The 13,144-nt window shown below is 52.7% G+C and carries 7 protein-coding genes; all 7 read right to left on the reverse strand.

The window, feature by feature from the left end:
* Nucleotide 1 precedes the first annotated feature (1 nt).
* Nucleotides 2–1,282, reverse strand: a complete 1,281-nt coding sequence (locus tag ACFSOY_RS08570; protein WP_386045675.1) for an MFS transporter — start codon at nucleotides 1,280–1,282, stop codon at nucleotides 2–4.
* A gap of 65 nt (nucleotides 1,283–1,347) precedes the next feature.
* On the reverse strand, nucleotides 1,348–7,173 hold the full coding sequence (locus ACFSOY_RS08575; protein ID WP_386045677.1) for an amino acid adenylation domain-containing protein: 5,826 nt from the start codon (nucleotides 7,171–7,173) through the stop codon (nucleotides 1,348–1,350).
* Between the two features lie 42 nt (nucleotides 7,174–7,215).
* On the reverse strand, nucleotides 7,216–8,166 hold the full coding sequence (locus ACFSOY_RS08580) for an acyl-CoA dehydrogenase family protein (RefSeq protein ID WP_386045679.1): 951 nt from the start codon (nucleotides 8,164–8,166) through the stop codon (nucleotides 7,216–7,218).
* 225 nt (nucleotides 8,167–8,391) lie between these two features.
* Entirely contained in the window at nucleotides 8,392–9,546 is a 1,155-nt protein-coding gene (locus ACFSOY_RS08585) for an acyl-CoA dehydrogenase family protein (RefSeq protein ID WP_386045681.1), read from the reverse strand.
* Nucleotides 9,547–10,153: 607 nt separating this feature from the next.
* Nucleotides 10,154–10,399: a hypothetical protein gene (locus ACFSOY_RS08590; protein ID WP_386045683.1), complete on the reverse strand. Its 246-nt coding sequence runs from the start codon at nucleotides 10,397–10,399 to the stop codon at nucleotides 10,154–10,156.
* Nucleotides 10,400–10,787: 388 nt separating this feature from the next.
* Nucleotides 10,788–12,020 (reverse strand): hypothetical protein, encoded by a 1,233-nt coding sequence (locus ACFSOY_RS08595; RefSeq protein WP_386045685.1) that lies wholly within the window; start codon nucleotides 12,018–12,020, stop codon nucleotides 10,788–10,790.
* Nucleotides 12,014–12,913, reverse strand: a complete 900-nt coding sequence (locus ACFSOY_RS08600) for a C39 family peptidase (RefSeq protein WP_386045687.1) — start codon at nucleotides 12,911–12,913, stop codon at nucleotides 12,014–12,016. The genes ACFSOY_RS08595 and ACFSOY_RS08600 overlap by 7 nt, the downstream gene beginning before the upstream one ends.
* Nucleotides 12,914–13,144 lie beyond the last annotated feature (231 nt).

The raw sequence follows: 13,144 nt of genomic DNA on the forward strand, positions 1-13,144 counted from the left end.
CTTATATAGCCTGCTTACTCGGCAGCGTGGCCGTGGGCTCGGCGGGTTGTTCACACAGTTTGATCAGATCGCTGAACAAGATCAGGAACGAAGACAGGAACACCACCCCTCCACCGATCAAGATCGAAGCGGTGACCCCTGCCGCTCCTGTGATCGCTCCGCCGAGCATTGCCCCCAGCGGAATCGCACCCCAGATCACGGTGCGCATCGTCGCGTTCATCCGCCCTTGTAACTCCGTCGGCGTGACTGACTGCCGCAGGGTAACCGCATTAATGTCATAGATCGGCAGGACCAACGAGGTCAAGAACCAGAACGCAGTGAGTAGCACAACCGGCGAACCGAAGTTAGCAAAAACTAGACCCGCCAACGACAATCCCATCAGGCTGGAGGTGAAGAACAAGCTCTTGCCAAGTCCGAGCGACAGCGTGACACGCTTTGCCACCAATGCCCCCGCAACAAAACCGGTGCTCCCGAGGGAGAGGATGATCCCGACCTGTCCAGCTGTGAGTTGAAGTTCTTGATAGGCAAAGATCAATAGCATCGGTTGCACCATCGAGAAGCCAAAATTCATGCACCCTGTGATGATCATCAGCGAACGTAGGATCGCATTGCCAAACACAAGGCGGATCCCATCGCCCATCATCGACCAAAACCCTGCCTGACCACCGTTACTACCAGCTCCACGCTTTGGCTCCTCGGTTTTGATCCGCATCAGCATGACCGCTGCAAACAGATATCCGACAGCGTCGATGACAATCGATTGCACCGCACCGACCACGCCGATCAGCCAGCCGGCCAAGCCCGGTCCGGCAACTTTCGCAGCCGATTGGCTCAGCGTGATCTTGGCATTTCCATCAATCAGATCTTCACGTTTGACCATCAGCGGCAGAAACGTCGCGTACGAAACATTAAAGAACACGGTGCAAACGCCAAGCAACAGGGCCACCAAGAACAACTGAATCATCGTAAGATCAAACATCAATGCCACAATCGGAATCGACAGCAAGGCCAGCAATCGGATCAAGTTGGAGACCACCATGATCCGACGCGGGTCAAGCCGATCCGCCCACACCCCGACAAACAACCCGAGCACAGGAAAAGCGATCGTCTCTACAGCGCGTAGAGCTCCGACCTCAAACGAGCTAGCTCCCAGCAACAGCAGAGCGATAGTGGGCAACGCCAACACGGTGACTTCGCTGCCTACCAAAGAGACAGACAGTCCTGCCCACAGCCGCATGAAATCCTTGTCTTTCCACAGCGTGCCGGTAAACAGTTTTTTCAACTACATACACCTCAACTGATATGGGAATCGTCAGCCGCTACTGCCGATTCCCACACCTTTCTAATTTATTGTTCTTCTTCTTCCTCTCCTAACAATGCGTCGATCAGTTCCTGCAATCTGGCATCATCTCCCCCCGCCATGATGCGCAGTTGCGCCATCACTTGGTCGATATCGTCAGAGTCCAGAAGTTCCCCCTGTTGCAAAGCAATCACGTCTGCGAGACTGGCGATTGTCGGCGCTTCAAAGAACGAGCGTAACGGTAGATCAACCCCAAACTGCTCACGGACGTGACTGAGCACACGAATGACTTTCAATGAATGCCCACCGATCTCAAAGAAGTTGTCAAAAATGCTGACTTGCGTCACACCAAGCACTTCTTTCCAGATCTCTGTCACCGCCGCTTCCGTCTCATTTCGTGGCGGTTCGTAGACTGCTGCCCCCGATTGCAGATGATCAGGTGACGGAAGTTGGCGCTGGTCGACTTTGCCGTTCGGAGTCAGCGGAATGTTCTCCAGCAACAAGATCGCGGACGGCACCATATAGCTGGGCAGATGCTCTTGAAGGAACGAGCGCAGTTCTTTTACCTCATTAAGTTTTGGAGCCACCACGTAGGCGACGAGCTGCTTGTCGCCCAGCTTGTCTTCTCGTAGCATGGCGACCGTGTCCCAGATCTCGCGGTGGCGACTGATCACCGCTTCGATCTCCTCAAGCTCGATACGATATCCGCGCACCTTGACTTGACGATCGCTGCGGCCTACCAGTTCCACTTGACCGTCCGGCAGATAGCGACCTAGATCCCCCGTGCGGTATAGTCGGTCGGAAGGATCGCCTGTAAACGGGTTGGCCACATACTTCGTGCGGGTGTTGCGCTCATCGTGCAGATAGCCTTTCGACAGGTGCGGCGTGCGGATATACACTTCGCCCAGTTCTCCGACGCCGAGCAGTCGATTGCCGTCGCCGATGATCAGTAGCTCCACCCCATCGATCCCGCGGCCGATCGGAAGTCGCGCTTTTTCAGTCTGACCATCGACCAGTGCATAGCCCATTGCCTGCGGAGTTTCCGTCGCGCCATAGAAGTTCACGCAGCACACGTTTGGAGCGAGCAGTTGCAGGTCACGGACGTCACTCGCAGTGAGCATATCGCCGCCAAAGCATGCGAGACGCAGCGAAGTGAATCGGCCTGCTTTCGCCCCTTCGCCGATCAGCGTCCCCATGGCAGGTGTCAGGTGCAGGATCGTGACCTCCTTGTCAATCAGGAACTCGCGCAGACGCTTCGAATCTTGCATATCGTCCGGGTGCGGGATTACCAGCATCCCACCTGCATAGACACCGGTGAACAGATCGCGCAACAGCGGATCGTGCGCCAACCCAGCCATCAGAGCAAAGCGATCTGTCGACGTGATCTCGAACATATCCGTGTGCCAGCGCAAGAAGTGGGACAGCGGTCCGTGCGTTCCGACAATCCCTTTCGGCTTTCCTGTCGTCCCTGATGTGAACGCGATATAAGCTGTGTCATCAGCTGTGATCTCCATCGTCAACGGTTCATCCGGCAGAACAGACAACCTGTCAGCCACATCGGTGCCATCCCCTCGCAACGAAAGTCGGCAGATCAAGGCCTTTGCCCGCTCAGCGAGATCGACAGGCAACGGACCAGCTCCTTCGATCTGCAGCAGTGCACGCGGCTTGACCAGATCAAAGCAATCCTTCAGCCGAGCGACGGGGTAGGACGGGTCAAGTATCATAAACGCACCACCCGCCTTGTGAATTCCGAGCAACGCCCCGAGCAGTGCTGCGCTGCGTTGCGCATAGACCGCTACTACCTCACCGCGCTGCAATCCGTTTGCCTGCAGATAGTGAGCGATACGATTCGAGCGGGCTTCCAACTGCCCGTAGCTCCACTCACCTTCCGCATCTACCACCGCGATGCGGACGTCCAGCAGCTTTGCCGTCTGTGTGAGACGGCTGGCGACCGGCAGTTCTTCGACAGCCGCCATCTCGCCGACTCCACTCGGGAGCAGACTCGCGCTGTGAGCTGTCCGCAACGACAAATCTTTTAGTTTGCGATCTGGATCAGCAATTGCCTGCTCCATGATCACGAGTAGTTGGCGGCCAAACTCCGCCATCCGCTCTTCGTTAAACAGGTCGGTGCTGTAGACGAGGTCCATCTCCAGCGAGTCATCGTCAAGCTCCCTCGCATACAGAGTCAGATCGAACTTGGACATCACACCGCCGTCTTCATAGACTTCTGCAGTCAGATCGTCCATCTGCAGTCGGATCGGCGGAAGGTTCAGCATGTTAAACATCACTTGAAACAGCGGGTTCCGGCTCATGTCACGTTCCGGTTGCAGTTCTTCGACCAGACGTTCGAACGGTATATCTTGGTGGCTGAACGCTCCCAGCGCAGTCATCTGTACCGCTTGCAGCAGTTCGCGAAACGACTTTTTATCCGTCAGCTTGGTGCGCATGACCAACGTGTTGACAAAAAATCCGATCAGATCTTCCAGCTCGGGACGAGTCCGGTTGGCGATCGGAGTGCCGACCGCGATGTCGCGCTCACCCGACAGCCGAGCCAATAGAATCTTAAAGCAGGTCAGCAGCGTCATATACAGCGTGACGCCCTCTTGGCGACTCAGTTCTCGCAACGAGTGAGCCAGAGCACTTGGCACTTTAAAAAGGTGACGAGCACCGCGATAAGTCGGTACAGGCGGACGCGGACGGTCTGCCGGCAGTTCGAGTACGCCGTTCATCCCTTGGAGATGTTCGCGCCAATACGTCATCTGTTCGTCCAACTGTTCCGCAAACGTCTCGCGCAGCCATACAGCATAGTCGAGATACTGCAAAGCCAGCGGTGCCAGCGGCTCATGTTTACCCTTGCTCTTACGTTGGTACAGAGTGCCCAGTTCTTTGAACAAGACACCTAGCGACCACCCGTCGAACGCGATGTGATGGAAATTCAACAGCAAGCGATGATCTTTTTCAGTGATCCGCACGAGCGCTATTCTGAACGGCAAGCCCGCTTTGATGTCGATCACTCGGCGGAAGAGCGCCTCTTCGATCTGCCGCAACTGGGCAGTTGCCGCTTCCTGTACCAGATCACGTAGGTCTGAAATCTCCCATTCAAACGTCCACTCCGGCAATACCATCTGCGTTGGCGACTCACGGTTTACGCGATAGACGGTGCGCAATACCTCATGGCGCTCAATGATCTCTGTCAATGAACAACGCAACACCTCGACGTCTAACTCCCCATGCAATCGAACAGAGACCGGGATGTTATATGCGGCCGACTCAGGATCTAAGCTCTGCACAAACCAAAGGCGCTCTTGTGTAAACGACAGCGGCAAGTCGCGGCCGTGATCCGCTTTTCGAATCTGATTCGCGTGCCCAACTGCCTCAACGACCGACTGCTCGCGACTTTGCACCAATTGTGCCAACCCGACTACGGTCGGCGATTGGAAAAATTCGGTCAACAAGACGTTCACGCCAAATCGCTCCCAGATGCGAGAAGTCACCTGCGTCGCACGCAGCGAATGACCGCCAAGCATGAAGAAATCATCGGTCGTGCTAACTTCCTTCATCTGCAGGATCTCACACCAGATGTTGGCAATCTGCTGTTCTGTCCTATTTTTAGGAAGTTGCAGTTTATCCAGCGCTGTCGATATCGAGAAATTTGGGACAGGTAATGCTTTGACGTTCACTTTGCCGTTCGGAGTTAGCGGCAGTTGATCGAGTTTGACAAAGGTAGCCGGCACCATGAAGTGCGGCAGTTTGCTGCTCGCATACGTGTAAAGCTCCATCGATCCGACACTTTCATCTTCTGGCACGTAGTACGCGACGATCACCTTGTCTTCCGCATTCAGATCCTGCACTGTCACGACTGCATCGAGCACTCCCTCATGAGAGGCGATTACCGACTCGATCTCGCCAAGTTCGATCCTCAGGCCGCGAATCTTCACTTGACTGTCCAAGCGGCCGATAAATCGCAACTCACCATTTCGATCATAGCGAACGAGGTCACCTGTTCGGTACATCCTGGCCCCTTGTGTCATTGCATACGGATCTTGGAGAAAGCGCTCGGCTGTAAGATTCGGACGATTGAGGTACCCGCGAGCCACACCGACACCGCCGATATACAGTTCGCCCGACATGCCGGCCGGCACCGGCTGCAGCCGAGCATCCAACACATAGAGACGCGCCCCAGGCACGGCTCGACCGATTGACGGTTCTCTCCCGTCCGGCTCGCAGCGGGCAATCGTCGCGCAGACAGACGCTTCAGTAGGACCGTATGCATTATAGAAAGCCGCTTGCGACCAACGTTTGACGATCTCGGCAGAGCAAGGTTCGCCTCCAGAGATGATCGTTCTCAGCGTCGGCACATCATCCGGCGAGACCACGCTCAAGACGGCTGGCGGCAACAGCCCGGTCGTCACCAAGCGTTCATTGACCACGGCGATCAGGCTGTCCATGGTCGTCAGATGCAGAGAAGCACCGGAGAGCAAAGCCATAAAAATCTCCCACACTGATGCGTCAAAGCTCAGCGAAGCAAACTGCAACACCCGGCTATCACGTTTCAGATCAAATGTCTGGATTGCCGACAGCGCGATATTGATCAACCCGCGATGTGGCACCATGACCGCCTTGGGCCTCCCCGTAGAGCCGGATGTATAAATGATGTAGGCCAACTGATCCACCTGCACATCCGTCTTTGGCGCTTGGCGATCCTGTTCAGCCAGCACCGCCTCCATCTCACGCGGGAACAACAGCGCAGTGCCGACATCGTGTGCGATTCCCCACTTTCCACGCAGATAGCTCTCCGTGAGCAGATATTTCGGCTTTGCGTCTGCTAGCATATACTCCAAACGATCCACCGGGTACATCGGGTCCATCGGCACATACGCAGCTCCCGCTTTCAAGACAGCGAGCACCGCCACCAACTGCTCGAAGGAGCGGTCGAGCGAGATGCCGACGAGATCCTCCCGCTGTACCCCCGCAGCGATCAAGTAATGGGCCAATTGATTGGCGCGCTCATCTATCTCTCGGTAGGTGATTTCTTCCGATTCAAAGGTGGCGGCCACCGCTTGAGGTTGCTGTTGCACGATGCGCTCCACTAAACGGTGAACAGCTTCCTCACCATTCTGCAGAGCCGGCTTACTGTTCCACTCGATCAGGATTTGGCTGCGTTGCGCTTCCGTCAACAAAGGCAGATCGCCGAGCAGAGCATCCGGACAAACGACCGCTCCTTCCAACAACAGGCGCAACTGATCGGCAATCCGCATGGCCGTCCTGCTCTCAAACAGCGCCTGCTTATACTCAATCGCCATAAGCAGGTCACCTTCAGCCTCGCTGACGAGCAAGGACAGTTCGTACGGGGATTCCATCCGCGCCATCATCAGGTCCGCCTGCCGTTCAAATGTAACTTGGAAGAGCGGGTGGCGGCTCGGATTTGTGTCCAGACCGAGTGCCTCGGCGATCTCCTCTACGGTCAGACCAACATGACAGCGAGCCTCCTCTTGTGCCGCCTGAACATATGACACCAACTGCGCAAACGACAACTCTTCTTCCAGATTCAAGTACATTGGCATTACACCGTCGATGCCGATCACCAGTTCCTCTTGTCGGCTGTACCGATGCAACAGCGTGACATAAGCGGCCAGTACTACATCGGAGAGCTCCGCCTGCAGTTCGCGACCAAGCCTCTCCGCCTGATCTTTCAAGACGGTCGGCCAGGAGCAGACATACCGTTGAACAGCCAGCGTCTGCCTAGCCGATCGCAAGCGATCCACTGGCAATTCAATCGCCAGCGGCGCGTATTTTAACTGACTCCAATACATCTCATCTAGATTCACCGGCTTAACTCCGCCGCGTTCCTTCATAGCCTCCGTTCGGATCACTCGATACACTCCTTTGCAAATCTATTCATACAGTCCAAGCCATCAAGCATGTACCGGTTGAGCAAACGTCTGCGGGAGGCTACTTGCCTTAGCCTCTTCAACACGAAGACGCCCAGCTTCCAGCCACAAGCTGTGCACAGTGCCGTAGCGCATTGCTTCGACTGCACCCCGCGTATAGTACAGATGTGCCAACGCCATTTTCGTCATGCCAAACGACCCGTGAAAATGTAACGACTCTCGCTCGGACTCCAACGCCAACTCCGCCGCCATTGCCAACGCTTCCGTCGCCGCACGCAATGCGTCCTCGCCCGTATCATCCAGCCACGCTGCCTGCTGCGCTTTTAATCGAACCGCCTCCAGACGTCCAGACAGTGAAGCCAACCGCATGCCTACCGCCTGATTGTCGATGATACGCTTGTCAAATTGGCGACGGAATGCAGTGTACTGTACCGCTTCCGACAGCGCGCCGCCAGCGATCCCTATTAGAAAGCCTGCTTGACGCATTCGAGCGCGCGCAGTCACAGAGCGCATGCGCTCATCCACTCGACCCACAAAGTCCTCCCGCCGCAGATGCAGACCGTCAAAATGCAGGTCGTACCAAGGAGATTTCGCCACATCCACACGGACAGTCGAACTCATGCCGACTCGGTCGACAGGGATCAAAAACAACGACTCACCGCCCTCTAACGGGATCGACAGCAAGACTTCCTGCGCAGATCTCAGATGCTGCACGGACCCGCCGTCGCCGTCGACCGTCCAGCCGTCCGGCCCGTCTTCCACCCTCAATCGAGCTGTTTTCTCCGAGTTCGTCACCACACCGCTGGTCACAATCGACAGCTCGCCTTCTGAGATCGCCTTAAGACGGGGGGCTTGTTCCTCGATGTACAGGGATAACACATCGGCAGCCACCAGCGTGTCCAGCAACGGATCTTGCCACACGACGGCTCCCAGTTCCTCACTGACCATCAGCATCACTTGTTGGCCTAGATCCATGCCGCCAGCGTCCACCGAGATGCCGAACGCAGGCACCCCCAGTTCGACTAATTGCCCATGAACTTGCGCAGTTGCAAAATCCGGACCGACACCTGCTGACAGACTGTCGATCTCCTTCATACCAGATTTGCCCTTGATCTTGCCGTTGTGCACGATTTGATGCACTGTGCGTTGCAGTTCTTTCATTAGCGGATCTACTTCCAGTTTCATGGCTCTCCTCCGTTCTTAGCGGTTGCCCATAAGTCCCATTTGGGCGATCGTCTCCAGCATCATCTCAGAGCTTCCTGCCGAGATCGTAAGACCCGGTGTCTCACGGTAGGCAGCTTCCAAACTCCCATACAGGTCTGAATAGCCGTGACCGTCCGCCATGCAAGCCTCAAATCCACGCAACTCTGTGCCGGTAAAGACCACTTCGCAGGCCAACTCGCTGGCATACCATTTTGATGTTGCTGCCACGACCTCTTCAACCGCTCCCTTTTGCAATTGCTCCAAGACGCGATAGGTCATAAAGCGAGAGGCATCTAGCTTGCTGCTCAGTCGGGCCAATTCGATCAACGTCGTGTCGTCCTCAATCTGTCCTGAGTTCATTGCCTGATCCCAGATCATATCGAACCAACGTTGCGCGCGCACATAGTAGTCAAGTCCGGTCCGCTCGACCGCCAAGGCCTTGTTGATCAGCGACCACGCTCCGTCCAAATCGCCGATGATCGCGTCTGCATCAACACGCGCTCCATCGAGAAGCACTTGATAAAAAGATTCATCCGCCATGCTGTCGATCGGTTGCAACGAGACGCCCTCTTGTCGCAAAGGCAACATGAACAATGTTAATCCTTCGTATTTGCTACCCTTATTCGATGTTCGTGCCGCACAGAGTCCGTAGTCTGTCAAATGCGTTTTCATGCTGTATACCTTTCGTCCGTAGATCGCATAGGTCCCGTCTTCCTGCCGCTCCGCTCTTGTTTCCAATGATCCGAGATCCGAGCCTGCACGCGGTTCTGTATACAGCACGCAGGCAAATTCCTCACCGCGCGCCATCGGGAGCAAATATCGCTTCTTTTGCTCCTCGCTCGCAGACAGGAACAGTAACATGCCAACGATCTGAACGGAAATCACCTGCAAAGCTTCAGGAATCCCGTATCGGGACATTTCCTCGGCGACGATCGCCGACTCTAGCATCGTTCGCCCCTGACCGCCCAACTCAGTCGGCCAATTCGCGGCGAGCAGACCCTGTTCGCCCATCAAGCGATAAATCGAGCGGGCATCGTATTCTTCCGGGCGTTGCTTAATCTGATGAAGTTGCGCTTGTACAGAATCCGACTCAAAAAATGTTCGCACCATTGTACGAAAGGCTTGCTGTTGCTCTGTAAATGAAAAATCCACGTAAATATGCCCTCCTATACGGAAACTAAAATCAGTGGTTGTATTGATATACAACTATTTACTGTATTTCCTATTTTTTAACAACGAAATTATTTTACTTCTTAATATCAAACCACGTCAATGTATATAGAAAAAATGTAATATTTGTTTTATAATACAAAATAATAATACCCGCGCGCGATTTTAGACAAAAAAAGACCACGCCCTGTTTGGTCGAAGTCCCGTGTAGTTTTTTGGATTCAAATTTTTTATTTGGAGCTCCCCATCTTGTAGATCGCTGGCTTCCAGTTATGTATTAATACCTGGTATGCTGCACCAATAAATTGTAAAACGGAAAATGTATTGTAATATTTCAGAATAAATATTATGAATATTATAGAAAATATAAAAATACCTGACTCCTCATCGTATGGATGGATTAGGCTATACCGGCCATTTTTGCCCGACCCTCAATTCAGTGTGATAGTCGAAAATCTTCATGGTATGAACGTACCGAATTCCTTCATATTCACACATTTCACATGTCTCGTAAAAAACCCACCGAGAATCTGCGTCCATTTCCACTAGGTCTTCCCCTAAGTCGTCCATTCCTACGCAGACCCACCCCTTATGCAGGATACCCTTTTATTCCATGACATGTAATGGCCCTGTCAAGCTCCTCCTGAGTACTAGCAGGCATGGATTCAAGCTTGGCACGTTCTACTTCTTCTTGTTTTTTGAGCTTCGTAAGTGTCTCTTCTTTCTTTGCCCTCGTCTGATCTGCTTCTGCAAAGTTGGCTTGGCTTACGATCATACCAGACAGAATTAAAAAAGCAGTGACAATCGTGACGGGCCATTTTTTAAGGTTTGCCATGTTTACAACCCCTCCGTATCCTATTGTCAAGCCTCAGTAGTTGGCACCCGTTAAGTACTGAACAAAACGCTCTTTTTCTTACAATACTTTCCACTTCCCTACCTTAACGCATACCAGACCATAGATCATGTATCTAAAAGCGTTCCAAAGTTTTAAGTACAACTATCACAACTCCTTATGAAGTCAGATATCTGCCAACTTGATTGAAGTCGGATAAGGGTTACTTCTTCTGACTTTCGATTACCATAACAAAGCACCCTCAAAAGTAACTTTCGGAACACTCAAGGTGTTTTCCTACGTCTACTTCTGAGGGTCTCTCTCTCAACTAAGACCATGACTATTTTGGTAGTAAGTTGGTCGAGTAAACCTATGGCGAACTGTCCAGTTTTCACTTTAGGGATTGCAGATCGAGCAAATGAATCCGAGTTGGGTAGATTCCGTTGAGCTTCGCTTGTCTACGCTCCTCTTCAGTTTGTGGGATCGGTGTCGTCCAGAACAGGTAGTTGTTGGTGACGTGAACCGCACTATATTCTGCATCCTTCTCTTCCAATGTTACAACCTTATCCAGTTTGCGGTCGTAGACTTGCACTTTGTCATTTGCTTTCCAACCAAGAATTCGATTTCCCATCGTTAGAAATTGCAGTGCATCTTCAGACCTCGTGGATTTAAGCAGTCTCTCCGTTCCCTGCTGATCGATCAATGCGAGTTCCCAATGCTCCTGTGATCCACGTTGCAAGCCTGACCAAGCGATCGATTCACCATCCGTTGCGAAATGTGAAATGGATTTGCCTTCCGTAATTTGTTGGTTCTTGCCTCCTTTGTTCCAGAAGAGCGCACCATCATTTGTTTGATCATCACGCCCAATCCACAGCGCGAAGTCTTTCGAAAGCGCTGGGTTACCACCCGGTTTGGCGAGGTCTGTCGTTTTGTCCGTTAGAATGTTGTATTTTTTCACAACAACCTGAACCCCTAGTTCTGGGGTTGGTTTGCCGACGCTCGGGCTCCAGACAAACTCATCCCCATATAACTTCGGCATCCACAGCGGACCATCAAACCCTCTTCCAATCTCATCCTTGAAAGATTCTGCAACGATACGGTCTTGTTTGGTTGAACGGTCATAGACGTGCATCTTCCAATTGACATAGCTGGTGTTATCGAGAGATTCGCTCCAGACGATCCACTTTTCATTCAGCGAGACACCGATAGCTTGAGACGTTCCGGAAAGTGTCGAGATCACTTCGTACGTGTCAGTCTTAGGATCGTAAACGATCAAATCAAGAGGCTTTGTGACCGGCTTTTGCGTTGGCACCGCTCCAGCAATGAGACCGGCATCTGTTAGAGTGATCGGTGCCCACGCACGGCCATCAGGCAGAACTGCATCAAATGACTTTATTTTTGCATCCTTCCAAGCATCCTGACGAGAAATCACTTCTGGTAGTTCACTACTTTTGCGATTCACTTTGAATTTATTCACCTTTTCTGGCTCTTGAGTCTCCTCGCCAATCGTTTGCTGAGAAGGAGAAGGGGACGGGGATACCGTCCCCTTCTCACAGCCAGCGACCATCAGTGAAAGTGTTAATCCAAGAGCTGAGATCACTGACAGAGGCAGTTTTTTTACCATATGATACCTCTCCCATCCACAATCGTGGCAACTTTTGTCGTAGTCAAAGTCGAATATCTCGGTACTTGGTTGCCCCACGTTAAAGCACTGCACCCCGATGCTGGATCAGCATAATGCGTGCTATCTCCATATGCCGAATATCCGTCGATGGCGAACCAATGCAAGATGGTCTGGTTGTCCGGATGACCATTCAAGTGTGGTCCATTCGGCACCTGATAGGCATCACCCGCTACACCATAGCCGTAGTCGATGTCAAACGTTACCTTGTCTTTGAACTCTGTTGTTGTAACCGAAGTGCCGTACGGCGAGTACCAACTGCCGCTGATGTAGTAATTGAGTGCATCCCGCATCGGGTACGTGCCGTTGTACCAAGGTGTTTCACCGTACGTATTGGTGCCCATATAAGCGGCCGTCTGACTCTGGCTCGCTTGGATACCTTTCGACTTGATGATGGCGCTGGCAGTCGCCGGTCCACAATAGTAACCGTTGATCTGCGCTTCTTGGATCAAGTTGGTAATGTAATTGCTCGAGTAGCGCGCTGCTTCAGGCTCAACTGCTGACACCATCGTTTGAAGAGTCGACGGATCATCCGCTTTGCTCGAAGCGGTGGGGGAGCGCTTCATTCCGCCGTGACGTTTCCCGAACTCTTCCACTCCCTTGTCAACTTCCTGCTTGGATCGTTTGCCTGCCCTCACTTCTTTATGCATTTGGACAAGCTTCTCTTTCTCTTTGATGATGGCTTGTGTTTGCGCATCGATCGGGTAGTCGATCCGTACCTTGGAGCCATCCGAGTTCACCCCGAGAACCTTGCTGTCAGAAGCATTGGCAGAGCTAGCCAATACAACCGGAAGTGCCAATGCCAACAGACTTGTGATTGCAACCGCTTTTTTCATTCTTCATCATTCTCCTTCCACCTTTGTACTTTTGACCGAACTTTTCGCCAAGCCCGTTATTCGTGTAGATTCGGCATGCCGGCATCTTTTCCTTTTATATTCATAGTTCAATTATATATATAAATATTTATATTTTTTTAAACGTTGTTGTTGTTTCTGTCGGTTGTTATGATCAATTGTGCAAGGGGGTCTGGCAGAACTGAAATATGGGGAATTCAGTAAGATCCTGTC

The sequence above is a fragment of the Tumebacillus lipolyticus genome, from assembly GCF_042682745.1.
Taxonomy (GTDB): domain Bacteria; phylum Bacillota; class Bacilli; order Tumebacillales; family Tumebacillaceae; genus Tumebacillus_A; species Tumebacillus_A lipolyticus.